The sequence below is a fragment of the Pantoea sp. SORGH_AS_0659 genome, from assembly GCF_031453915.1.
Classification (GTDB): domain Bacteria; phylum Pseudomonadota; class Gammaproteobacteria; order Enterobacterales; family Enterobacteriaceae; genus Pantoea; species Pantoea leporis.
This window is the reverse complement of sequence record NZ_JAVJAK010000001.1, coordinates 1,433,446-1,458,345: the sequence shown is the minus strand read 5'-3', so window position 1 is coordinate 1,458,345 and position 24,900 is coordinate 1,433,446. Positions and strand designations below refer to the sequence as shown.

The window sequence follows — 24,900 nt, the reverse complement described above, 5'->3', positions numbered from 1 at the left end:
GCGGCTTTTTTGTACCTGTTGATCCTGCGCATTGTGGGGTCACCATTAATGGCGACCAGGTCAGACAGTATTGTGATCGCTAGCACGCTAATCGCTTAATGCGTATGATAAAGCGCTACGAATACAGGAGTCTGACATGCCTGCCGTTCTCTCTGCTTGTTGGCGCTATGTGCGCGCCTTCGTCATCATCTATGCGGCGCTTTACGCCGGAATGGGGATTTCTGCCCTGCTCCCAATAACCATTCCCGGCAGCATCATTGGCATGCTGCTGCTATTCCTGCTGCTGGGTCTGCAAATCATGCCGGTTGAGTGGGTGAAACCCGGATGCCATTTACTGATTCGCTATATGGCACTGCTGTTTGTGCCGATTAGCGTTGGTGTAATGGGCTATACCGATATCCTCACCGCGCAGTTTGGGCCGATTGTGGTGTCATGCATTGTCAGTACTTTTATAGTGCTGCTGATTGTCGGGCTCAGCGCAGAGCGCCTGCAGCGCCCGCAGGAGAAGCCGAATGAGTGATGCATGGTGGTCGCTGCCGCTGACGATGATCGCCTATTTTCTGGCGCGTAAACTGGCGGCGAAAATCAATATCTCCATCGTTAATCCATTGTTAGTGGCGATGGCGATTGTCATTCCGATTCTGCTGCTGACTCACCTGCCTTACACGCGCTACTTTGCCGGCAGCAGCCTGCTCAATCAGTTGCTGCAACCGGCAGTCGTAGCGCTGGCGTTGCCGCTGTATGAGCAGATGCATCAGATTCGCGCGCGCTGGAAAACCATCATCAGCGTCTGCTTCATCGGCAGCATCACGGCAATGGTATCGGGCACCGCGATTGCGCTGTGGATGGGCGCAACGCCGGAAATCGCCGCCACCATCATGCCGAAATCTGTCACCACTCCAATTGCGATGGCGGTCTCCGCATCGCTGCACGGTATTCCTGCCATAAGCGCCATCTGCGTGCTTATCGCCGGCGTGCTGGGTGCGGTGTTTGGCCATATGCTGCTCAATCTGTTTAAGGTGAAAAACAAATCCTCGCGCGGGTTAGCAATTGGTAACGCATCGCACGCGTTAGGTACCGCGCGCGCAGCCGAGATCGATTATCAGGAAGGCGCGTTCAGCTCCCTTGCGCTGGTGATTTGCGGCATCATCACCTCGTTACTGGCGCCGCTGCTTTTTCCGCTATTAATGCATTGGTGGGGCTAAAACTTGCGAGAGATCTCGCAAAGTTGAAACAACCCAATCAGCTTGCATTGTCAGAGCGACTTGGATCACATATAAAACGTCAGGCGGCGCATCGCCGCTAACGCGTAACTGAGGTCATCCCATCATGCATTCACGATTCCTAACTGCTTTTTCTGCCCTGCCCGCTGCGCTGCAAGCTGCGATTCAGCCGCTGCTGGATGCGCCGGATTTCCATGGCGTATTGCGTCCGCAGGATGTCGCGCAACTGAAACAGCTTACCGGACTGGATGAAGATGCGCTGGCACTGGAACTGCTGCCGCTGGCGGCGAGCTGCGCCGTGGCAACGGTGTCTCACTTCAATGTCGGCGCGATTTCGCGCGGCGTCAGCGGCCACTGGTACTTCGGTGCTAACATGGAGTTTCTGCATACCCCGCTGCAGCAGACGGTGCACGCCGAGCAAAGCGCGATTACGCACGCCTGGCTGCGCGGTGAAGAGAAGCTGGCGGCGATTACCGTCAACTACACGCCGTGCGGACATTGCCGTCAGTTTATGAACGAGCTGAACAGCGGCACATCGATTCGCATCAGCCTGCCGGGACGTGCGGTTAGCACGCTGGGCGACTACCTGCCGGATGCGTTTGGCCCTGCCGATCTGAACATCACCGAACGTCTGCTGTCGCCGGTCGATCATGGTTTTGTGGTTGCGGGCGATGCATTGCAACAGGCCGCCATTGCCGCCGCCAATCACAGTCACGCGCCTTACAGCCAGAGTTACAGCGGCGTGGCGCTGCGCAGCCAGAGCGGCAAGGTCTTCACCGGTCGCTATGCGGAAAACGCCGCCTTTAACCCCAGCTTGCCGCCGCTGCAGGCTGCACTGATTTTGATGAACATGAGCAACGAAGCGCTGGAGACAATTCAGCAAGCGGTTTTGGCGGAATGTCAGGACAGCACGCTGAGTCAGCTTGACGCGACCCGCGCGACGCTTAAGGCGTTAGGATGTGAGGATTTCTCACTTACTTTAGTTTCGAAAACATCAGTTTAGTGATCCTTTTACCGCTTTTGTGACCTCCTGTTAACAAAAGCTGTACATCTGCAGGAATTTTCATAGGATCGGGCGCCAGAACCTCTTCACTTCAAGATGGACTGGCGTTACCTTTTCCCGGCGATACGTCAGAAAACACTGCAACCGGAGCAAGCACTGCATGGAACTCGACTACGAAAGTAAACGCCCGCTGTATATTCCTTATGCGGGTCCGATCCTGCTGGAATTTCCGCTGTTGAATAAAGGCAGCGCCTTCACCCTCGAAGAACGTAACGAATTTAACCTCAACGGCCTGCTACCGGAAGCGGTAGAAACCATCGAAGAGCAGGCAGAACGTGCCTGGCGCCAGTTCCTGGATTTTAAAAACAACAATGACAAGCATGTCTATCTGCGCAATATCCAGGATACCAATGAAACCCTGTTCTACCGCCTGCTCGACAATCATCTGGAAGAGATGATGCCGATCATCTACACCCCAACGGTCGGCGCGGCCTGTGAACACTTCTCTGAAATCTACCGTCGCGCGCGCGGCGTGTTCATCTCTTATAACAATCGCGACCGCATTGAAGACATGCTGCAGAACGCCACCAAGCAGAATGTCAAAGTTATCGTGGTGACCGATGGCGAACGTATTCTCGGCCTCGGCGATTTGGGTATCGGCGGCATGGGCATCCCAATCGGTAAACTGTCGCTGTATACCGCGTGTGGCGGCATCAGCCCGGCTTACACCCTGCCGGTGGTGCTGGATGTTGGTACCAACAACCAGCAGTTGCTGAACGATCCGCTCTATATGGGCTGGCGTCATCCACGCATTACCGGCGAAGAGTACGAAGAGTTCGTCAATGAGTTCATTCAGGCAGTGAATCGTCGCTGGCCGAACGTGCTGTTGCAGTTCGAAGACTTCGCGCAGAAAAACGCCATGCCGCTGCTGGAGCGCTATCGCGATGAGATCTGCTGCTTCAACGACGATATTCAGGGCACCGCCGCAGTGACCGTCGGTACCCTGATCGCTGCCAGCCGCGCTGCGGGCAGCCGCCTGTGCGAGCAAAAAGTGGTGTTCCTCGGTGCCGGTTCTGCCGGTTGCGGTATCGCCGAACAGATCATCGCGCAGATGAAGTCGGAAGGGTTGAGCGATGATGAAGCACGTGCCCGCGTGATGATGGTCGATCGCTTCGGTTTGCTCACCGACAAGCTGCCGAACCTGCTCAATTTCCAGAGCAAGCTGGTGCAGAAGAGTGACAGCCTGAAAGATTGGGACACCAGCAGCGACTCCATTTCTCTGCTCGACGTGGTACGCAACGCCAAGCCGGATATTCTGATCGGCGTGTCTGGCCAACCTGGCCTGTTCACCGAAGAGATCATTCGCGAGATGCACAAGCACACCAAGCGTCCGATTGTTATGCCGCTGTCGAACCCGACTTCACGCGTTGAAGCGACGCCAGCCGACATCATCGCCTGGACTGACGGCGCCGCGCTGGTTGCCACCGGCAGCCCGTTCTCGCCGGTCACCTGGAAAGGGAAAACCTATCCCATCGCCCAGTGCAATAACTCCTATATCTTCCCTGGCATCGGTTTGGGTGTTATCGCTGCGGGAGCCAGTCGCGTGACGGATTCGATGCTGATGACCGCCAGCCGCGCATTGGCCGACTGCTCGCCGCTGGTTAACGATGGCGAAGGCCCGGTTCTGCCGGAGATCAAAGACATTCAGGGCGTTTCCAAGCTGATTGCCATTGAAGTGGGTAAAGCCGCGCAGCTGGCGGGCGTGGCGGTGGTGACGTCGGAAGATGTGTTGTCGAAAGCCGTCAGCAACAACTTCTGGCTGCCGCAGTATCGTAATTATCGGCGTACTTCGATCTGATAAATCCGTTGCCGGATCATTTAGATCCGGCAACGTTTAAAAAAACGTCAGCCAACGGGCGTTTACTTGCTTCCCCCGCCCGCCTCAAGTAGCCTTTATCCATTCTGAATTCTGCCAACCGAGTGCCCGCGCGCATGATTAAACGCGTTTTCTTTGGTCTGTTTTTCATCATCTTACTGATGGTGGCGACCGCGCTCGGCCTGGATCGCTGGATCAGCTGGAAAACCGCGCCCTTTATATACGAAGATGTCACCTCGTTGCCACATCGTCAGGTCGGCGTGGTCTTGGGCACGGCGAAGTACTACCGCACGGGCGTGATCAATCAGTATTACCTCTATCGCATCCAGGGCGCGTTGAACGCCTATAACAGCGGCAAGGTCAATTACCTGCTGCTGAGCGGTGATAATGCGCAGCAAAGCTATAACGAACCGATGACTATGCGCCGCGATTTGATCAAAGCGGGCGTCGCGCCGTCGGACATCGTGCTGGATTACGCTGGCTTCCGCACGCTGGATTCGATTGTGCGCACGCGTAAAGTGTTCGATACCAACGATTTCATCATCATTACTCAGCGCTTCCACTGCGAGCGAGCGCTGTATATCGCGCAGCATTTGGGCATTCAGGCGCAGTGCTATGCGGTGCCGTCGCCGAAGAATATGTTGTCGGTGCGTTTCCGCGAAGTGGGTGCGCGTTTGGGTGCGCTGGCGGATTTGTATTTGATGAAGCGCGAGCCGCGCTTCCTTGGCCCGTTAGTGCCGATTCCTGCGGTGCATGAAGTGCCGGAAGATGCGCAGAGTTATCCGGCGGTGACGCCGGAGCAGCTTTTGGAGTTGGAAGAGAAACTACAGAAGTGATGTTTGTTCCCTCACGGTTCCCTCTCCCGCCTGCGGGAGAGGGTTGGGGTGAGGGGAAATCCACTACTTCTTACGTGCGTACTTCAATGAATCCAGCGCCACGGCGAAGATGATAATGCCGCCCTTGATGATGTACTGCCAGTAAGGGTTAACGCCGATGTAGGTCAAACCGTAGTTGATCACGGTGAAGATGATGACACCGGTCACCACGCCCGCCACCGAACCCACGCCCCCGGCAAACGACACGCCGCCGACCACACAAGCCGCAATCGCATCCAGCTCATACATAAAGCCGAGGTTATTGGTGGCGCTGCCGATACGGCCTGCTTCCAGCATCCCGCCGAACGCGTAGAACACGCCAGACAAGGCATACACCAGAATCAGGTTGAACGGCACGTTCACACCAGACACTTTCGCCGCTTCCGGGTTACCACCGATAGCGAAGATATTGCGACCAAAGCGAGTTTTATTCCACAGCACCCAAACAAAGACGATGGCAATCACAGCGTAGAAGGTGATAAACGACAGTTTGAAATCACCAAAACGCAGGAAGCCTTGGGCAAATTTGGAGAAGCCAGGATCGAAACCGGCAATTGGCGATGCACCCACAAAGTCGTAATAGAGCGAGTTGATACCGTAAACGATAATCATGGTGCCCAACGTGGTTATAAATGGCGTTACCTTGAGGTAAGCGATGATCACCCCGTTCACCAGACCAATCACACCGCCGATGATGCACACGGTCAGAATAACCACTGGAATTGGCACGGTATCCAGATGCGGGAACACCTTGTTCGCGTTATCCATTGCCTGCAGCAGCGTAGCTGCCACCACCGCCGCTAAGCCAACCTGACGACCCGCTGAAAGGTCGGTACCCTGCGTGACAATCAAACCGGCCACGCCCAGTGCGATAATAATACGCACCGAAGATTGGGTCAGAATGTTACTCAGGTTCATTAAACTTAAGAAGGTTGGATCCTGGAAAATAATAATTGCCAGCAGTACAAACAGGACAACGTAAATGCCGCCCTCTTTTAACCAGGTTAGCGCATTCTTTTTAGTAGTCGCTTTCATGTTAAAGCCCTTGCTTCATTAAAGGTGTAATGACGCTAAACGCAGGATTTCATTCTGCGAGGTCGTTTTGGTATCAACAATGCCTGCTACCTGGCCATTACTCATCACTAAAATACGATCGGTAATACCCAACAGCTCTGGCATTTCAGAAGAGATAATAATGATGCCCTTCTCTTTCTTCGCCAACTCGGCAATAAGTTGGTAGATTTCGAATTTCGCGCCCACATCAATCCCGCGCGTCGGTTCATCAAGCATCAATATTTCCGGCTGCGTTAATAACCAGCGACCAATAATCACTTTTTGTTGGTTACCACCGGAGAGCGAACCAATTTGCGTATGATGACCCGGCGTTTTCACGCGCATCGAATCAATGACCCATTGGGTATCGCTTTTCATGCGTTTATTATCGAGCAGCCCCATGCTGGATTTATACTTTTTAATATTGGAGATAAGCGAGTTAAAGCCTATATCCAGATACGCATAAATACCGGTGGAGCGACGCTCTTCCGTCACCAGCGCAAAGCCGTGGTTAATGGCTTCGTTGGCGCTGTGGTTATTAATACTCTTGCCGTGCAGCTTAATCGTACCGCCTGACTTCTCGCGAATGCCAAACAGGGTTTCGACGATGTCGGTACGCTTAGCGCCCACCAAACCGGCAATACCAAGAATTTCACCTTTACGCAGATCGAACGAGATATCACGAATCGACGGCTGACGCAGTGAGGTTAAATGGCGCACCTCAAGAATGGTTTCCCCCGGCACGTTGGTTTTGTCCGGGAAGCGCTGGTTCAATGAACGGCCAACCATCATCGAGATGATTTTGTCCATGTCCAGACCTTCCAGCGGCTGGGTGGCGATCCACTGTCCGTCACGCAAAATGGTGATCTCATCACACAGCTGGAATATCTCTTCCATCTTGTGCGAGATATACACAATGCCGCAGCCACGATCTTTCAGCTTACGAATAATCGTGAACAAGTGGTTCACTTCTTTTTCGGTCAGCGATGATGTCGGCTCATCCATAATGACGATTTTGGCATCATAGGAGAAGGCTTTGGCGATTTCGATCATCTGCATCTGCGACACCGATAAGGTGGCAACTTTATCGCGCGGATCGATATCAATATCTAATTCATCAAAGATCGCTTTGGTATCGCGATACATTTTATCCTGATCGACAAACACGCCTTTACGTGGATAACGGCCAAGCCACATGTTATCCATGACGTTGCGTTGCAGAACCAGGTTTAATTCCTGATGCACCATGGAAACGCCATTTTCCAGCGCTTCTTTGGAGCTCTTATAATCAATTTCCTCACCCTGAAACAGGATGCTCCCCGTATCCTTTTTATAAATCCCAAACAGACATTTTAATAATGTAGATTTCCCGGCGCCGTTTTCGCCCATTAATGCATGAACAGAGTGCGGCCGCACTTTTAAATTCACATTATCTAAGGCTTTAACTCCTGGAAATGATTTCGAGACATTCGTCATCTCCAGCAGATATTCACGCTGTGTGGTCGGATTCTCACTGGCCATAATTTACCTGGCTAAATAAAGCGTTGGTCAGATGCAATAAGGCGCGGCGAAATACCGCGCCCAGGATGAATTACTTCACAAACTGCGACAGATTTTCTTTATCTACTGGTACGTAAGGAACACGTACGATTTTGTTGTCCATTTTGAAGTTAGTGCCTGCAGTTGGCTCTTTGCCATTGGCCAGATTGTTAGCAATGTCCAGCGTCGCTTTCGCCTGGTTTTCCGCATCGTTCAACACGGTACCGGCCAGCGCGCCTGATTTCACCAGCGCCAGCGCTTCTGGCAGTGCATCGACACCAAACACCGGAATGCTGGTTTTGTTGTGCGCTTTCAGCGCTTCAACCGCACCCATCGCCATCGCATCGTTATTAGCGATGATCACTTCAATCTTGTTGGCGTTCGGGCCAGAGAGCCAGGCGTCAACTTTGTCTTTTGCCTGTGCGGTATCCCACATCGCGGTATCCATCGCCAGCTGCTGCGTTTTCAGGCCGTCTTTGTTCAGGGTATCGATCACGTATTTAGTACGCGCTTCGGCATCCGGATGGCCCGGCTCGCCTTTCAGCAGTACGAACTGGATGGTACCGTCTTTGTTTAGATCCCAGGCTGGCGTGGCTTTCCAGTGCTTCTCAATCAGCTGACCCTGGATGATGCCTGACTCTTTAGAGTCGGTACCGACGTAATACGCTTTCGGGTAGCTGGCCAGCACTTTGGCGTTAGGTTCTTTGTTGAAGAACACCACCGGCACATCGTTGCCACGCGCTTTATCAATCACCACTGCCGCAGCAGCCGGATCCACCAGGTTGATGGCCAGCGCTTTCACGCCTTTCGCCATCAGCACGTCAATCTGGTCGTTCTGTTTAGACTGGTCGTTCTGGGAGTCATTCATCAACAGCTGAATGCCGCCCAATGATTTTGCTTCTTTCTCAATGTCCTTACGCACCATCGACATGAAGTTGTCGTCGTATTTGTAGATGGTCACGCCAATGCGGGTATCGGCGGCGTGCGCAGTTGCACCAAACATCATGCTGGCAACCAGTGCTGTGAGCGTGAAAACCTTCTTATTCATGGTATCTCCGGTTTTTTATGTAGGGCATTTCATTGCGCTATTTGCCTGCGGGCAAACAGCGCCGTCGGTTGTAAACCTGATAATGGGCGGACGCGTAACGCAAAGCCGGGCCACCATCGCAATCCTGACTTCCCTGTAGGTAAACGCTTCCTGAAAAGTGTTGTGAACTATTTCAATCGGCTACTGAAACCGGCTGGGAAGAGGATTTCCCAGCGTTACATGATGTTTCAGTCCGGTAAGACGCTGCCATCATAGTGAGCGGCATGTTAATTAACTGTGAATGCAATCACAGATTGGAAACGGTTACACTGCGCTATCGCCTGAATTAGTGACCGACTCCACAATTTGCCGCTGGGCGACAGAATGGCGACGCACCAGCGTTGGCATAAAGCAGTGTACAGCCAGCTGATCCAGCTCACCTGCGGCACCTTTGAGCGCTAATTCCGTGGCGAGTTTCGCCATAGAAACAATAGGATAACGGACCGTGGTTAACTGCGGATCGGTATAGCGGGAGATGGGAATATCATCAAAGCCAATGACAGAGAAATGCTGCGGAACCTGGATGCCGTTGTCCTTTAAAGCGGTCAATGCACCCGCCGCCATGCCGTCATTGTAGGAAAACACCGCGGTTAAATGTAAGTTACGACCCAGCAACTCCACCATCGCTGCTTCGCCGCCTTGCATATCAGGTTCAGCATGCGCAATCCATGACTCCTGCGGGCGAATTCCCTGTTCTGACAAGGCCTGCAGCCAGCCTTCACGTCGTTGCGTTACATCCTCAATCGGGTGGCTGGAGCTAAGAAAGCCGATGCGTTGATGTCCCTGTTGTAACAACATGCGCGTGGCTACCTGAGCGCCGGTAACGTTATCCAGGCAGACGCAGCGGTGTTCGTAACCGGGAATTGTACGGTTAATCAATACCATACCGGGAACCTGATCCATAAACTGCATCAGTTCGGCGTCTGAAAGCGTTTTCGCGTGCACCACCAATGCGTTACATCGTTGACGTATCAGCACCTCAATTGCGTGACGTTCTTTCTCTTCCTGATGCCAGGAGTTGCTGATTAACACGTGTTTATGCACGCGCTGCGCCACGGTATCAACCGCTTTCACCAGCGCGCCAAAGAAGGGATCGGAAACATCCATCACCACCACGCCGATGGTGTCACTGATTTGCGTAGCCAGCGCCTGCGCGTTGGCGTTCGGGCGATAGCCTAACGCATCAACGGCAGCCAGCACGGCTTCCCGGGTATCGGCGGTGACTGCACTGCTGTTGTTGAGCACACGCGACACGGTGGCTACTGACACACCGGCCTGACGGGCGACATCACGAATCGTTATCATGCAGCTGTTCCACAGAGGCTGAAAATGCGCGACAAGCGCGTAACGGCGCTATTCTGTCAGGGCATGTGGAACGACTACGTGAATCACGTCACAGCAATGAAAACGGTTACATACAATTCTGCAACCTTTGTGATGAACATCATTATCTGAGCGAGGAGGAAGGGTCAGGTTTTCCCGCGGCAAGACGCGTCAGTTTGCGCCAAATCCACTCCATTGGGCCTTGCGGGAAGACGCGCAGCCACAGCACGGAAAACAGGATATTTACCAGCCAGATAGCCGGTACAAAGGCCAGCAGCTGCAGGCGATCGAACCTGAGGAACAGATCAAAGCGGTAGAACAGCGTGGTGCAAATCAGCGTCTGTAACAGGTAATTGCTCAATGCCATGCGGCCAACGCATTGAATGGCGTAGCTGATGCGCGTTGACGCAATTTGCGGCCAGAATCCCAGGCAAAGCGCGGCATAACCGAGGCTGATAAACGGGCTGGCAAGATCGCGCGGCACCTGCAGGAAAAAGCCGGTCCAGCGGAATTCCCAGCCAATCATCCACTGCGCGGCGATGCCGGGAATGGCGATCAGCCAGCCGATAGTCAGCAGCAGCGCCGCCGAACGGCGATAGTGCTGCACGCTAAATTGCCCGCTGAGCCAGCCGCTGCGCATCAATGCCGCACCAATCAGCATCAAACCCGCCAGTTGCCATCCATATTGTGACGCCAGTGCCATCAGGCCTGATGACAGATGATCCAGCCGGTTCTGCACCGCTTCCCAGCCGCCGAGCAGTTTCCAGTAGCTTTCATACTGCAGGTCCGCCGCACCCGGCAGCCAGGATCGCGTGGGATTGGGGCTGGAGACCGCGCCGAAAATCAGCAGCACGCCGCAGCCGACCAGATAGAGTAATGCGCCGGTTTGTAACAACGCGCGGTCGGAAGGCACATCACGCAGCATGCGCCAGATAATCAGCCCAATCAGGCCATAATCCAGCAGGATGTCGCCTTCCCAGAAAAAGATGCCGTGAATAAATCCGAGCAGCACCAGCAGCGTCAGACGCGCCGACATCCAGCGGCTGCCGCGCGGCGCCTGCATATAAAGACCGGCACCAAACAGCAAGGCAAACAGCGTGAGGAATTTCAGCTGCGCCAGGCCATCCATGATCGCCCACGTCCAGGCATCAGGCGTAGCAGCCTCGCCGCGCCACGCCGGATTGAGATAGGCGGCCGATGGCAACGCAAAGCCGACAATGTTCAGCAGCAAGATGCCGAGAATGGCGCAACCACGAATGAAATCCAGCGCGAGATAGCGTTGCATCGAGTGCCCTGACGGAGAGAGGAAATCGGGCAACAGGCTGTTGCCCAAACAGATTAGCTGTGACGAACCGCGCGCAAAAACTCCTGACGCGTGTTCTGGCTGGATTTGAACAAGCCACCCAGTGAAGTGGTGGTGGTGGCGCTGGTAGCATCTTTTACGCCACGTGCTTTCACGCAGTAATGCACCGCATCAATCGACACCGCAACGTTATTGGTGCCGAGCAGCGTTTGCAGCGCCACCAGCACTTGCTGCGTCAGGCGCTCTTGCACCTGCGGACGCTGGGCAAAGAACTGCACGATACGGTTGATTTTCGACAAGCCAATCACTTTCTCTTTCGGGATATAGGCCACGGTGGCTTTGCCATCGATAATCACAAAGTGGTGTTCGCAGGTGCTGGTCAACGTGATATCACGCACCGTTACCATCTCATCCACTTTCATCTTGTTTTCGATGACGGTGATTTTCGGGAAGTTGGCGTAATCCAGACCTGAGAAAATCTCATCCACATACATCTTAGCGATGCGGTGCGGCGTTTCCATCAGGCTGTCATCTTCCAGATCCAGGTTCAGCAGCTGCATGATTTGCGTCATGTGGCCGGCAATTTCGCGTTTGCGCGCGGCGTCATCCATTTCACGCACCGGGGCACGTAACGGTGTTTCCAGACCACGCGCCAACAGCGCTTCGTGAACCAAGGCGGCTTCCTGACTTAAGGTGCTCATTTACTCTTCTCCGACAGGTGATGCGCCCGCGGGTTTTCGCCCACGGGGGAAATTCTGAGCGCGTATTGTGAAATACTCCGCGCCCTTAATCCAGTAATCATTCTGATAAGCTTTTCATCACGTACGGCGACGTAAAACCAGCATTCCCGCAAGGATTAAGCTGGCGCCCGCTACCCATAGCGCGGGTTCCAGCTGATGCCATAGCATGCTGGAAATCCACGACAGCAGCGGACCGCCCAACTGCCCGACCGCATAACCGGTGGTGAGCAAACCGGCAAGATAGCGCGCATGCTGCGGTGCCAGCTCGCGCCCATATTGCAGCGTCAGCTGCACCACACACAGGAAGCCGCCGCCGATCAGCGCTGCGCCCAGCATCAGGCCATTCAAGCCGGGCAGCACAATCGCGGCGATGACGCCCAACGCCTGCGCCCACAACACTATGGCCAGCCGCAGATGGCTGCTGCCCCAGTGACGCGTCAGAATACCTAACACGATGCCGATCACCGCCGCGCCACCAAACACCGGCCAGACAAACTGGGCAAACGCGCTGTCGGGAAAACGCGCCGCCGCCATTTGCGACAGAAAAGTGGCGGGCAGAATGTAGCCAAAGCCAGCGAGGCTGTAACTCAGCATCAGGCGCTTGAGATTGCCATTCAGCACCAGCGGCGATGCAGCGTGATCGGGGCGATGTAACTGGCCGGTGCGCGGCAGGAATCGCGCAATCGCGGCAATCAACAACAGCGCCAGCAAACCGTAAGCCGCCCACGCAAAGGCCGCGCTGACCCCGCTGGCGTGCAGCGCCACCGCCAGCATGCCGCTGATAAAGATGCCGGTGCCGGGCCCGGCAAACACCGCCGCCAGCAAGCCGGGACGTCCGTGATGATGTAGCTGGTCGCTGGCCCATGCCGCCAGCAACACCATCGCCCAGCCGCTGGCCCAGCCAATCAGGAAACGAATCAGGCCATGTAACCACGGACCGCTGACGCAGGCCGAGAGCAGCGTTAAAATCACTGCGCCCCACACGCCCGCCTGTAAACGCCACTCGACGCGGTTGCGCGCACGCATCGCATCAAACGAGCCAAACAGATAACCGAGATAGTTGAGTGCCGCCACCAGACTGGCGCTGGTGAGCGTCAGTTGATGGTCCTGAATCATCAGCGGAACCTGCGGCGTGAAAGCAAATCGCCCAATCCCCATCGCAACCACTAAACTTAAGAACGCGCTAAGCGCGACACGAAACGCCATACCGACCTCAGAATGTTTTATCACTTGTCACTAGCATGCATGACGTTTAAACTCACGAAAAGTGAATAATACTAACCAAGTTGCTTACGAGAAGAGAATATGGATTTAGTACAGCTCCGCATGTTTTGCTCCGTCGCCGAATCCGGTTCGCTGGCGCGTGCCGCCGAGCAACTCCATCGCGTACCTTCTAATCTCACCACGCGTCTGCGCCAGCTGGAAGATGAAATTGGCGTTGATCTGTTTATTCGTGAGAAGCAACGCATTCGCCTGTCGCCGATGGGCCACAATTTTCTTAACTATGCGCAGCGCATCCTGGCATTGAGCGATGAAGCGCTGAACATGGCGCGCGCCGGTGAGCCGGGCGGTAACTTCGCGCTCGGTTCGATGGAGAGCACCGCCGCGACGCGCCTCCCTGCCCTCCTTGCGGCCTATCACCAGCGTTTTCCCGCCGTGGAACTGTCACTGATCACCAATACTTCCGGTGAAATCATCGACAAAGTGCGGGAAGGCACGCTGGCCGCTGCGCTGGTGGATGGCCCTGTGGCGCACGACGATCTCAACGGCTGCATTGCCTTTAATGAGCAGATGGTGCTGATCACCAGCCCGGAACATGCGCCGATTGCCAGCGCGCGCGATGTGCAAGGCGACACGCTGTTTGCTTTCCGCAACAGCTGTTCCTATCGCACCAAGCTGGAAGCCTGGTATCGCGAAAGCCAGACCGCGCCGAGCAGCGTAATGGAGATACAGTCTTACCACGCGATGGTGGCGTGTGTGGCCGGCGGCGCGGGCGTGGCGATGATTCCCGCCTCGGTGCTGGCGCAAATGCCAGCCCGCGCCCGCGTGCAGGAGCATGCGTTACCGCCAGCTTACCGCGATACCGCCACCTGGCTGATGTGGCGGCGCGATGCGTTTACACCCAATGTGGAAGCACTGAAATATTTGATTATTGAACTGTTTGACGATCGCCCGGTTAACGACGAGTTACGGCATCCGCTGCACGTTGCCGAGTGAATTTCTGTTTTATCGACATCACGACCATCGGGGCCACTTACCCCGCATCTACAGGAAGAGGGATTGCATGAAACATGATTAAAACCCGCGCCGCCGTTGCCTGGGCAGCTGGCGAACCGCTGAAAATCGAAGAAGTGGATCTGATGCCACCGCAAAAAGGTGAAGTGCTGGTGCGCATCGTGGCCACCGGCGTGTGCCACACCGATGCTTACACCTTGTCGGGACAAGATCCGGAAGGCGTATTCCCGGCGATCCTCGGCCACGAAGGCGGCGGCGTGGTGGAAGCGGTGGGCGAAGGCGTGACCAGCGTGGCCGTCGGCGACCACGTGATCCCGCTTTACACCCCAGAGTGCGGCAAGTGTAAGTTCTGTCTCTCGGGCAAAACCAACCTGTGTCAGGCGATTCGCGCCACCCAGGGCAAAGGTTTGATGCCAGACGGCACCACCCGCTTCTTCAAAGACGGCAAGCCGATTTTCCACTACATGGGCACCTCAACCTTCTCTGAATACACCGTGGTACCGGAAATCTCGCTGGCGGTGATCAGCAAAGAAGCGCCTCTGGAAGAAGTGTGCCTGCTGGGCTGCGGCGTCACCACCGGCATGGGCGCGGTGATGAACACGGCCAAAGTAAAAGAAGGCGACACCGTGGCGATCTTCGGCCTCGGCGGCATTGGTTTGTCGGCGATTATCGGCGCGAAGATGGCGAAAGCCGGTCGCATCATCGGTATCGATCTCAACACCAGTAAATTCGATCTGGCGCGCAAACTGGGTGCCACCGATCTGATCAACCCAAAAGATCACGATAAGCCGATTCAGGATGTGATCGTTGAACTGACCGACGGCGGCGTCGATTTCTCCTTCGAGTGCATCGGTAACGTTAACGTGATGCGTTCGGCGCTGGAGTGCTGCCACAAAGGTTGGGGCGAATCAGTGATTATCGGCGTGGCTGGCGCGGGCCAGGAGATTTCTACCCGTCCATTCCAGCTGGTGACCGGTCGCGTATGGCGTGGTTCCGCTTTTGGTGGCGTTAAAGGCCGTTCACAGTTGCCGGGCATCGTGCAGGATTACCTCGACGGTAAATTCGCCCTGAACGATTTCATCACCCACAACCTGCCGCTGGAAGAGATTAACGACGCCTTTGATCTGATGCATGAAGGGAAATCCATCCGTACGGTGGTGCATTTTACTAAGTAATCAGGAGACGTTATGGCTTCCACTTTGGAGCTGTTAGAAGAGCATCGCATTTTTGGTGGCTGGCAGCAGCGCTGGCGTCATCAGTCGGCCGTGCTGAACTGTCCGATGACCTTCAGCATTTTTCTGCCGCCGCCGCAGAGTGACGCACCGCCGCCGGTGGTGTGGTTTCTCGCCGGATTGACCTGCAGCGATGAGAACTTCACCACCAAAGCCGGCGCCCAGCGCGTGGCTGCGCAGCTGGGTTTGGTGCTGATTATGCCAGACACCAGCCCGCGCGGTGACGAGGTGGCTAACGACAGCGGTTACGATCTCGGCCAGGGGGCAGGTTTCTACCTCAACGCCACGCAGCAGCCTTGGGCGGCGAACTTCCGCATGTTCGATTACCTCAGCGCGGAGCTGCCGGAGTTGGTGGCGGATAACTTTAAGCTGAGCGATCGTCAGTCGGTGATGGGTCATTCAATGGGCGGTCACGGTGCGCTGGTGTTGGCATTGCGTCTCGGCGGACGTTTTGCATCTGCTTCTGCCTTCGCGCCAATCGTCAATCCTACCGAAGTGCCGTGGGGCCAGAAGGCCTTTGCCGCATACCTGGGTGAAGATCGTCAGACGTGGCGTGAATGGGATAGTTGCCTGTTGATGCGTGACGTGGAACAGCGCTTGCCGATTCTGATTGATCAAGGGGATAGCGATCAGTTCCTCGCCGATCAGCTGCGTCCAGAGCGACTGGAAGCGGTGGCGCGTGAGCAAGGTTTCCCGCTGGAGCTACGCATTCAGCCAGGTTATGACCATAGCTACTTCTTTATCGCCAGCTTCGTGGAAGATCATCTGCGTTTCCACGCGAAGCATTTGTTGGTGTGATGGTGCTGGCTGGCCTCTGGGTATGTGCTGGCTGTCCCCCTCCTCGGTCCTCCCCCATAAATGGGGGAGGAAGATGCTGCCACATGTCAGTGATGAAGCTGCATGTGGCAGCGTCTCCTTCCCCCGCTAGCGGGGGAAGGCCGGGATGGGGGACAGCGTGCACCTAACTACACCAACGTCTCCGCCAGCCCGTCGATCATCACCTGCGGCATGCCGCGAGAGCAGTGCTCGATACGGCCGCGCACGCCATACACCTGCGCCAGCGTCTCCGGCGTAATCACCTGCGACGGCTCGCCGTCCGCCAGCAGATTGCCATCCTTCAGCATCAGCGCGTGATCCGCATGACGCAGCGCGATGTTGATATCGTGCACCACCACCACCGTCACAATATTGCGCAACCGGGTTTCACGACGCACCAGATCCATCACGTGGAACTGGTAGTTAAGATCCAGCGCGCTAAGCGGTTCATCCAGCAGCAGAAGTTCCGGACGGCGAATCAGCGATTGCGCCAGACCCACCAACTGCTTCTGCCCGCCCGAAAGCTGATCGAGATAACGCATGGCTAAATGCGCGATGCCGAGCTGCTCGAGTAGATGCATGATCTCCGCTTCGCTCGAGGCGCTGTGCAAGCCACCCGACGCACGCTGCGCCACGATAATCGACTCCAGCACGTGCAGATGCACGCCCGCCGGCAAACTTTGCGGCAGATAAACCACACGCTGCGCCCGGCGCGCAAACGGCTGGCTCATCAGCTCTTCACCGTTCAGCCACAGCTCGCCCTGCCCTTTGCCCAAACCAGCCAGCGCGCGCAACAGCGTCGATTTGCCGCAGCCGTTGGGGCCAAGCAACACGGTGATTTTGCCCTGCGGCAGCTCCGGCACGTTGAGATCGTCAATCACCTTGCGCTTCGGATAACCGGCGGAGAAATGCTTGAGACGTAATCCCTGCTCCATTACACCGTCCCCCGATGACGCAGAATAATGCTGAGGAAGAACGGCACGCCGACCAGCGACGTCACAATTCCCACCGGAATGATCACGCCGGGAATCAGGTTTTTCGACGCCACCGAAGCCAGCGACAGCACCAGCGCACCGACCAGCGCGCTGGCTGGCAGGTAATAGCGGTGATCTTCACCAAACATCATGCGCGCAATGTGCGGCGCGACCAGACCGATGAAACCAATTGGGCCGACAAACGCCACCGCCAGCGCAGAGAGAATACTGATGCGCAGCAGCGTTGCCAGGCGCAGACGGCGCACGTCGATACCAAAACTCACCGCGCGATCTTCGCCGAGGCGCAGCGCGGTCAGCTTCCAGCTGCTGAGCATCGAGAACGGAATCAGGATGGCAAAGGCGGCGGTTAATACGCCGAGCTTTTCCCACGAGGCGCGCGCGAGGCTGCCCATGGTCCAGAACACCAGGCCCTGCAAAGTATCTTCGCTGGCGATGAACTGCATCATTGAGACTAATGCGTTGAAGGTGAACACCAGCGCGATACCAAACAGCACCACGCCAGAGGTCGAAACTTTGGTCCAGCGCGTCACGCCATCCAGCATCAAGGCGGCAAATAGCGCAAACACAAACGCGTTGGCAGAGATAAACCACTGATCCGGAACGCCAGGAATGCCGATACCGAGAACGATGGCCAGCGCCGCACCAAAGGCCGCCGCCGACGAAACGCCGAGCGTAAACGGGCTGGCAAGCGGGTTATTCAGGATGGTTTGCATCTCTGCACCGGCGAGGCCGAGCGAGAAGCCCACCACCACCGCCATCAAGGCGTACGGTAAACGAATATCCCAGACAATCACGCGCGTGCCCGCATCGACCGCATCGGGATGCGTCAGCGTTTGCCATAAGGTGTCGAGGGAGAGCCCAGCCGGGCCGAGGGTGAAATCAAGAATCACTGACGCTAATATCGCCAGCGCCAGCACGCCAATTAACATCAGTCGCTGGCGCAGTACCTGACGATAACGCGTCATGGTGTCGGTTTCGAGGCCGTTTTCCGCCAGCAGCGTGGCGTCGGTGGTACGCATTGTTCTACCCGTTTCTTGTCGAAATCATAACGGCAGCCACAATAGTGCAGGTGATAATAATTATCAATTCAATCTGAGTAACAAAATCCAAAACAATGCGCAATAAATTGCGCCGCTACTACACGTGCACCTTATTCGTAGCGGCGCGATTTATCGCGCAAGGGTATGACTACTCTTTAAACGTCGGGAACTCCATCTCGCTGTATTTCACGAAGCGCGAACCGCGTGTCAGCTTGTAGCCCAACCAAATAATCAGGAACAGCGGCAGACCAATATAGGTTGCGGCCACGCCATACCAATCAATGCGGTCAGCAAGGAACGCCTGATAGTTCTGACCCAGTGTGATGATCAAACACAGAATAAAGGCGAAAATCGGTCCCAGCGGGAAGAAGCCCGAACGGTACGGCAAATCGGCCAGGTTGTGACCCTGAGCGATATAACCGCGACGGAAACGGTAATGGCTAATGGCGATACCCAACCAGGCAATAAAACCGGTCATGCCTGAGGTGTTCAGTAGCCACAGGTAAACTTCCTGGTTACCAAATTTCGAGCTCAGGAAGCACAATCCCGCCACCACAGTGGTAGCAATCAGCGCGTTACGCGGCACGCCACCTTTCGACAGCTTGCCGAAAATGCGTGGCGCTTTACCTTCGCGTGCCAGGTTGAACAGCATACGCGTTGAGGCGTACATGCCGGAGTTACCCGCCGACAGTACCGCCGTCAGAATCACTGCGTTCATTACCGCTGCCGCCGAAAGCAGACCGGCATTCTGGAACACCAGCGTGAACGGGCTGATGGCGATATCGGTGACATCGTTATGCAGCAGCTTCGGATCGGTGTACGGCAGAATCAGGCTAATGATCAGAATAGCGAAGATATAGAACAGCAGAATTCGCCAGAATACCTGACGCACCGCGCGCGGAATGTTCTTCGCCGGATCCTCAGATTCACCGGCTGCGATACCGATCAGCTCGGTGCCCTGGAAGGAGAAGCCAACGATCATCGCCACGCCTATCATCGCGGCAAAACCACCGGCGAACGGCGCTTCACCCACGGTCCAGTTATGCCAGCCGGCGTTTTCTGCACCGCGCATGATGCCGGTGATCATCAACACGCCAACCACAATAAAGATGATGACGGTGGTCACTTTGATCAGCGAGAACCAATATTCCGCTTCACCGAAGCCTTTGACTGAGATGTAGTTGAGCAGGAACATCAGGCCAAGGAACAGTGCGCTCCAGATCCAGCCGGGCGTGTCCGGGAACCAGTAGTTCATGACGAGCTGCGAGGCGACGAGGTCAACGGCGATGGTCACCGCCCAGTTGTACCAATAGTTCCAGCCCAGCGCGAAGCCGAAGCCTTCTTCAACATATTTTGAACCGTAGGTGGAGAAGGAGCCAGAAACCGGCATAAAGGCCGCGAGTTCGCCGAGGCTGGTCATCAGGAAGTAAACCATCAGGCCGATGAGCGCATAGGAGAGCAGCGCGCCGCCGGGTCCGGCCTGAGAAATGGTGGCACCCGAGGCGACAAACAGGCCGGTACCGATGGAACCACCAATGGCGATCATGGTGAGATGACGCGCTTTTAATTCACGGCGCAATCCAGGTTGTTGTGTTGTTTTTGAGTCATTATGCATGTGTAAACGCTATGCTGGATAAAAATGAGGCGAGATTGTAGCAGCTAGCCCCAAGCTGTATAGCATTCACGTCGGGTTATTAGTTACCTTCATGATCGGCCGGGAATTATTAGCCGCAGCGTGATCAGCGCTGTGATTATTCACGGCAATACGACAGGAAACGGCTCAACGCTTTGGACACATGCTTCTGTCGATGATGGATGCGATACAGCGTGCGCGTCAGGCGCGGCAATGGGATCGCGACTTCCACCAGCGTGCCGGCTTCCAGCAGATCCTCAATCACCCGCCGCGACAAACAGCTGATGCCCATGCCGTGACGCACCGCGTGTTTAATCGCCTCTGAATTGCCTAGCTCCATGCCGAGCTGAAACTGTGGCAGATGCGACAGCAGCAGATAATCAACGATCTCGCGCGTGCCTGAACCGCGCTCGCGTAGAATCCACGGCGCGGCGGCGAGCGCTTCCAGCGTAATCGGCTGCTGCAGGATGGCGGCATCCGGCGCGGCAAACACCACCAGCTCATCTTCCAGCCACGGCTCGCTGATAATATCCAGCTCGTGGCACGGACCTTCGATCAAACCGATATCGACGCGGAAATCCGCCACCGCATTAATCGCATCCTGACTGTTGCCGACGCTTAGCTCCAGCGGCAACGCGGGGAAATCGCGGCGATAGGCGGCGATCATGCCCGGCAGCAGGTAATTACCAATGGTGCTGCTGGCGAACAGGCGAATCGCCCCGTTATCTTCCTTAAACAGCTGTTCGATTTCGCCCGCCTGCTCCATCAAACCCACGGCACGCGGATAGAGTAAACGGCCATGCTCATTCACCACCAGTCGCTTACCGACGCGGTCAAACAGCTGCACACCGAGTTGGTTTTCCAAATCCGCTAACGCGGCGCTCACCGCCGACTGCGACAGCGCCAGCACCTGCGAGGCCTGCGTCGTCGAGCCGCTCTTCAGCACTTCGGTAAACACTTCAATCTGGCGCAACGTGATGTGCATGCGGTTTCCTTTATATTACTTATTCTGGTTAATTATAAATATATTATCAATTTTACTTTTATACCAGCGCAGCGCAGGCTTAGAAAAGAACAGCATGAGATAAGCACACGGCATAAATCATCGCACATTCCGTAGCGGCGCGATTTATCGCGCAATAAATTGCGCCGCTACGGAATGTGCGCTCTTTAATTGTGGTTTTCGTCCGAACCACCGCCGTCCAGCGAGGAGAAAAGTATGGCTGAGTTAAGCGTGAATAAAACCCCGTTTCATCTACATCACTGGCTGCCGGGTTTGCTGTTGACCGTGGCGATTGCCGGTACCGCGGCGTGGTTAAGCAATCAGTCGTGGTTGGCCGGGGCCGGATTCGGTGCGCTGACATTAGCGATTATTTTGGGCATCGTGCTCGGTAACACCCTTTATCCGCAGATGGCCGGCGCCTGTGACAGCGGCGTAATGCTGGCGAAACAGCGTTTGCTGCGCCTCGGCATCATCCTGTATGGCTTTCGTATTACTGTGCAGCAGATTGCTGATGTCGGTCTTAGCGGCGTATTGATTGATGTGATGGTTCTCAGCTCCACTTTCCTGCTGACCTGTTTTATCGGCATTCGTCTGCTGAAGATGGATCGCGAAACCGTGTGGCTGATTGGAGCGGGCAGCAGTATTTGCGGCGCGGCGGCGGTGCTGGCGAGTGAACCTATCGTTAAGGCTGCGCCGTCAAAAGTGGCGGTGGCTGTTGCGACTGTGGTGCTGTTTGGTACCGTTGGCATCGTGCTGTATCCGATGTTGTGGTCGCTGCTGCCAACGGTCAGCGCGGAACATTTCGGTATCTTCACGGGTTCGACGTTGCATGAAGTAGCGCAGGTCGTTGCGGCAGGACACGCGATGGGTGCCGAGGCCGAAAACACCGCCGTGATTGCCAAAATGCTGCGCGTGATGATGTTAGCGCCCTTCTTGCTGATGCTGGGAAGCTGGCTGAAACGTCAGCCTAGCCACAACGCACAGCAACAAGCGATTCGTTTTCCCTGGTTCGCGCTGCTGTTTATTGTGGTGGCGCTGTTTAATTCGCTGCATCTGCTGCCTGCCAATATTGTTGGCACGTTGAATCAGCTGGCCAATCTGCTGCTGGCGATGGCGATGGCTGCGCTGGGTTTGACTACGCGCTTCAGCGCCCTGAAACAGGCCGGTTGTAAACCGTTGCTGCTGGGATTGGTGATGTTTGGCTGGTTAATTCTCGGCGGCGGAGCACTCAATGTGCTGGTGCAACATTTCATGGCGTAACCGCATCCGCTATGATGGGCAGCTTTGCAGCAGCAATCGCCCAATCAGGAGAGCGGCATGAAATATATCGGCGCACATGTCAGTGCATCAGGCGGCGTGGACCAGGCAGTTATCCGTGCCCACGAACTCGAAGCCACAGCCTTTGCGCTGTTCACCAAAAATCAGCGCCAGTGGAAAGCCGCACCGCTGTCAGGAGAAGTGATCGATGCGTTCAAAACCGCCTGCGATCGTTACAACTTCACCTCCGCGCAGATTCTGCCGCACGATAGCTATTTAATTAACCTCGGCCATCCGGTGATGGAAGCGCTGGAGAAATCGCGCGAGGCTTTCCTCGATGAGATGCAGCGTGCCGAGCAGTTGGGTTTGACCTTGCTGAACTTCCATCCGGGCAGCCATCTGAAGCAGATTGAAGAAGAAGCCTGCCTGAAGCGTATCGCCGAATCGATCAACATCGCGCTGGATAAAACCAGCAGCGTGGTGGCGGTGATTGAAAACACCGCCGGTCAGGGCAGCAATCTCGGTTTCCGCTTCGAGCACCTCGCCACCATTATTGAGCACGTGGAAGATAAGTCGCGCGTTGGCGTGTGCATTGATACCTGCCACGCCTTTGCGGGCGGTTACGACCTGCGTACCGAAGAAGCCTGCGCCGAGACCTTCAGCGACTTTGAGCGCATCGTTGGTTTCCAGTATTTGCGCGGCATGCACCTGAATGATGCCAAGAGTACGCTGGGCAGTCGCGTCGACCGCCATCACAGTCTGGGTGAAGGCAATATCGGTAAAACCGCGTTTAGCTGGCTGATGAAAGATAAACGTTTTGACGGCATTCCCATGATTCTGGAAACCATTAATCCGGATATCTGGAAGGATGAGATTGCGTGGTTGAAGTCGGAGCAGCAGGGTTAATTATCTGATTAAACAAAAGGGAGCCGCAGCTCCCTTTTTTTATGTCTGACGAAGATTACGCGGCTTTAACCAGCTCTTCTTCCGGACGTTTCAGGATGGCGTAACCAAGTCCCGCTACCGCAGTACCAATCACAATCGCCAGCAGATAACCCAATACTGGACTAATCGCGCCTGGAATCAGCAGGACGAACAGACCACCGTGCGGTGCCATCAGTTTCGCGCCAATCGCCATGGAAATCGCACCGGTTACCGCGCCGCCAATGATACAGCACGGCAGCACACGCATTGGATCACGCGCCGCAAACGGAATCGCACCTTCAGAGATGAAGCACAGACCGAGCACCAGCGCCGCTTTACCACCTTCCTGCTGACCTTTGTTGAACTTACGACGCGCAACCAGCGTCGCCAGGCCCATCGCCAGCGGTGGCACCATTCCGGCTGCCATAATGGCCGCCATCGGTGCGTAGGTTTGTGAACTCAGCAGACCAACACCAAACGCATAGGCCACTTTGTTCACCGGACCGCCCATGTCGGTACACATCATGCCACCGAGAATCGCGCCCAGCAGCACTGCGTTCGCGGTACCCATATTGGCCAGCCAGGTTGTCAGGCCAGTCATGATGCCCGCCACCGGCTTACCTACCACGTAAATCATCAGCAAACCGGTAATTAAACTCGCCACCAGCGGAATGATTAGAATCGGCTTCAGCGCTTCCATACTCTGCGGCAGTTTCACTTTGCTGCTGAGCATCTTCGCGGCGTAACCGGCAATGAAACCGGCGATGATACCGCCCAGGAAACCGGCGTTAATGCTGGTGGCGATCATACCGCCAATCAAACCAGGCGTCAGACCCGGACGATCCGCAATCGAGAAGGCAATGAAACCGGCTAACACCGGCACCATCAGCGCGAAGGCGCTGCCGCCACCGATCTGCATCAGTGCAGCCGCTAAGGTGCCCGGCTCTTTAAATGCGGTGATACCAAAGGCAAATGACAGCGCGATGCTTAAACCACCGGCAACCACCATCGGCAGCATGTAGGACACGCCAGTCAGCAGGTGACGATAGGCACCGGCTTTCTCTTTACTGTCGCCTTGTGCGCTGGCAGCCTGATTGCCGCTCGGCTGATAGGTTTTCGCTTCGGCCTGCGCTTTATCCAGCTCCTGCGCAGTTTTCTTCAGCGCCAGACTGGTTGAGGTGCGGTACATCGGCTTACCGGCAAATTTCGCCAGATCCACATCGATATCAGCCGCGACGATCACCAGATCGGCCGCCGCCACTTCTTCTGGGGTAATCGCGTTGCCTGCGCCCACAGAACCACGGGTTTCAACTTTCACCCACCAGCCACGCTTGGTCGCTTCGGCCTGAATAGCTTCAGCAGCCATAAAGGTATGCGCCACGCCGGTTGGGCAGGCGGTCACCGCCACGATGCGTTTCTGAGCAGCGCTCTGCGCAGCTACTGGCGCGGCAGCGGTTGCAGCCGCAGGCTGCCAGGTTTTGGCACTTGCTTTGGCTTGATTGATTGCCGCCAGCGGATCGCGCAGCGCTTGCTGCACATCAACCAGCGCCAGCGATTTACCGGCCAGCTCTACGTCGTGCGGCACATTGTGGCCAGCAACCAGCACCAGTTCAGCTTCGGCGGCATTATCGGTCAGCGTCAGGCCAGCTTGTGCCGCCGTCGCGCGTAAACGTTCCAGCGCCAGATGTCCTGACGCCAGTCCCAGTGAAGAATCTTTTATCAGCAGCGTTTTCATTATCGCTC

At 55.7% G+C, this 24,900-nt stretch carries 22 protein-coding genes; 10 read left to right on the top strand and 12 right to left on the bottom strand.

The window, feature by feature from the left end; translation table 11 throughout:
• Positions 1–136: 136 nt before the first annotated feature.
• The 5 genes from Q3H59_RS06865 to sanA all read left to right on the top strand — a co-directional run bounded on the left by Q3H59_RS06865 (position 137) and on the right by sanA (position 4,938).
• Positions 137–520: a CidA/LrgA family protein gene (locus tag Q3H59_RS06865; RefSeq protein WP_309833941.1), complete on the top strand. Its 384-nt coding sequence runs from the start codon at positions 137–139 to the stop codon at positions 518–520.
• Positions 513–1,205, top strand: coding sequence for a CidB/LrgB family autolysis modulator (locus tag Q3H59_RS06860; RefSeq protein WP_222233708.1), 693 nt, complete (start codon positions 513–515; stop codon positions 1,203–1,205). Before Q3H59_RS06865 ends, Q3H59_RS06860 begins: the two co-directional genes overlap by 8 nt.
• A 124-nt stretch (positions 1,206–1,329) precedes the next feature.
• Positions 1,330–2,226 (top strand): cytidine deaminase, encoded by an 897-nt coding sequence (gene cdd / locus Q3H59_RS06855; protein WP_309833936.1) that lies wholly within the window; start codon positions 1,330–1,332, stop codon positions 2,224–2,226.
• A 160-nt stretch (positions 2,227–2,386) separates the two neighbouring features.
• Positions 2,387–4,084, top strand: coding sequence for an NAD-dependent malic enzyme (locus tag Q3H59_RS06850; RefSeq protein WP_176972365.1), 1,698 nt, complete (start codon positions 2,387–2,389; stop codon positions 4,082–4,084).
• A 134-nt stretch (positions 4,085–4,218) separates the two neighbouring features.
• Entirely contained in the window at positions 4,219–4,938 is a 720-nt protein-coding gene (gene sanA, locus Q3H59_RS06845; RefSeq protein ID WP_008104952.1) for an outer membrane permeability protein SanA, read from the top strand.
• Between the two features lie 63 nt (positions 4,939–5,001).
• Here sanA and mglC read toward each other — a convergent pair whose 3' ends face one another.
• From mglC to Q3H59_RS06810, 7 genes are all read right to left on the bottom strand, one after another.
• Positions 5,002–6,012, bottom strand: coding sequence for a galactose/methyl galactoside ABC transporter permease MglC (gene mglC, locus Q3H59_RS06840; RefSeq protein WP_007889502.1), 1,011 nt, complete (start codon positions 6,010–6,012; stop codon positions 5,002–5,004).
• 18 nt (positions 6,013–6,030) lie between these two features.
• Positions 6,031–7,551 carry a galactose/methyl galactoside ABC transporter ATP-binding protein MglA gene (gene mglA, locus Q3H59_RS06835; protein ID WP_110866613.1) on the bottom strand — a complete coding sequence of 507 codons (1,521 nt, stop codon included), beginning with the start codon at positions 7,549–7,551 and terminating at the stop codon, positions 6,031–6,033.
• A 70-nt stretch (positions 7,552–7,621) separates the two neighbouring features.
• Entirely contained in the window at positions 7,622–8,617 is a 996-nt protein-coding gene (mglB, locus tag Q3H59_RS06830) for a galactose/glucose ABC transporter substrate-binding protein MglB (RefSeq protein ID WP_101763715.1), read from the bottom strand.
• A gap of 303 nt (positions 8,618–8,920) precedes the next feature.
• On the bottom strand, positions 8,921–9,961 hold the full coding sequence (gene galS, locus Q3H59_RS06825) for an HTH-type transcriptional regulator GalS (RefSeq protein WP_101763714.1): 1,041 nt from the start codon (positions 9,959–9,961) through the stop codon (positions 8,921–8,923).
• A 142-nt stretch (positions 9,962–10,103) separates the two neighbouring features.
• Entirely contained in the window at positions 10,104–11,264 is a 1,161-nt protein-coding gene (gene yeiB / locus Q3H59_RS06820) for a DUF418 domain-containing protein YeiB (RefSeq protein WP_309833930.1), read from the bottom strand.
• 53 nt (positions 11,265–11,317) lie between these two features.
• The gene (gene folE, locus Q3H59_RS06815; protein ID WP_049852430.1) at positions 11,318–11,983 is read right to left on the bottom strand and encodes a GTP cyclohydrolase I FolE; all 666 of its coding nucleotides are present in this window, start codon (positions 11,981–11,983) and stop codon (positions 11,318–11,320) included.
• A gap of 117 nt (positions 11,984–12,100) precedes the next feature.
• Entirely contained in the window at positions 12,101–13,228 is a 1,128-nt protein-coding gene (locus Q3H59_RS06810; protein ID WP_309833927.1) for a YbfB/YjiJ family MFS transporter, read from the bottom strand.
• Between the two features lie 99 nt (positions 13,229–13,327).
• Between Q3H59_RS06810 and Q3H59_RS06805 the strand changes: the two genes are divergently transcribed.
• The 3 genes from Q3H59_RS06805 to fghA all read left to right on the top strand — a co-directional run bounded on the left by Q3H59_RS06805 (position 13,328) and on the right by fghA (position 16,287).
• Positions 13,328–14,239: a putrescine utilization regulator PtrR gene (locus Q3H59_RS06805; protein WP_101763711.1), complete on the top strand. Its 912-nt coding sequence runs from the start codon at positions 13,328–13,330 to the stop codon at positions 14,237–14,239.
• Positions 14,240–14,313: 74 nt separating this feature from the next.
• Complete coding sequence (locus tag Q3H59_RS06800; protein ID WP_309833925.1) at positions 14,314–15,432, top strand: S-(hydroxymethyl)glutathione dehydrogenase/class III alcohol dehydrogenase; 1,119 nt, start codon at positions 14,314–14,316, stop codon at positions 15,430–15,432.
• Between the two features lie 12 nt (positions 15,433–15,444).
• Positions 15,445–16,287 (top strand): S-formylglutathione hydrolase, encoded by an 843-nt coding sequence (fghA, locus tag Q3H59_RS06795; RefSeq protein WP_137386162.1) that lies wholly within the window; start codon positions 15,445–15,447, stop codon positions 16,285–16,287.
• 167 nt (positions 16,288–16,454) lie between these two features.
• On the opposite strand, the gene Q3H59_RS06790 is transcribed toward fghA, so the two are convergent.
• The 4 genes from Q3H59_RS06790 to yieE form a co-directional block, all read right to left on the bottom strand.
• On the bottom strand, positions 16,455–17,240 hold the full coding sequence (locus Q3H59_RS06790; RefSeq protein WP_110866609.1) for an ABC transporter ATP-binding protein: 786 nt from the start codon (positions 17,238–17,240) through the stop codon (positions 16,455–16,457).
• Positions 17,240–18,319 carry an iron ABC transporter permease gene (locus Q3H59_RS06785; protein ID WP_101763708.1) on the bottom strand — a complete coding sequence of 360 codons (1,080 nt, stop codon included), beginning with the start codon at positions 18,317–18,319 and terminating at the stop codon, positions 17,240–17,242. Before Q3H59_RS06785 ends, Q3H59_RS06790 begins: the two co-directional genes overlap by 1 nt.
• 169 nt (positions 18,320–18,488) lie before the next feature.
• On the bottom strand, positions 18,489–19,955 hold the full coding sequence (locus Q3H59_RS06780) for an amino acid permease (RefSeq protein ID WP_101763707.1): 1,467 nt from the start codon (positions 19,953–19,955) through the stop codon (positions 18,489–18,491).
• Positions 19,956–20,091: 136 nt separating this feature from the next.
• A complete protein-coding gene (gene yieE / locus Q3H59_RS06775; protein WP_101763706.1) occupies positions 20,092–20,958 on the bottom strand; it encodes a DNA-binding transcriptional regulator YeiE in 867 nt (288 codons plus the stop codon).
• A 234-nt stretch (positions 20,959–21,192) separates the two neighbouring features.
• On the opposite strand from yieE, the gene Q3H59_RS06770 reads away from it, so the two are divergent.
• Both Q3H59_RS06770 and nfo read left to right on the top strand, forming a co-directional pair.
• Positions 21,193–22,236, top strand: coding sequence for a YeiH family putative sulfate export transporter (locus Q3H59_RS06770; protein ID WP_309833920.1), 1,044 nt, complete (start codon positions 21,193–21,195; stop codon positions 22,234–22,236).
• Positions 22,237–22,293: 57 nt separating this feature from the next.
• Entirely contained in the window at positions 22,294–23,139 is an 846-nt protein-coding gene (gene nfo / locus Q3H59_RS06765) for a deoxyribonuclease IV (protein WP_101763704.1), read from the top strand.
• A 55-nt stretch (positions 23,140–23,194) separates the two neighbouring features.
• Here nfo and fruA read toward each other — a convergent pair whose 3' ends face one another.
• On the bottom strand, positions 23,195–24,892 hold the full coding sequence (fruA, locus tag Q3H59_RS06760; protein ID WP_309833916.1) for a PTS fructose transporter subunit IIBC: 1,698 nt from the start codon (positions 24,890–24,892) through the stop codon (positions 23,195–23,197).
• Between the last annotated feature and the right edge of the window lie 8 nt (positions 24,893–24,900).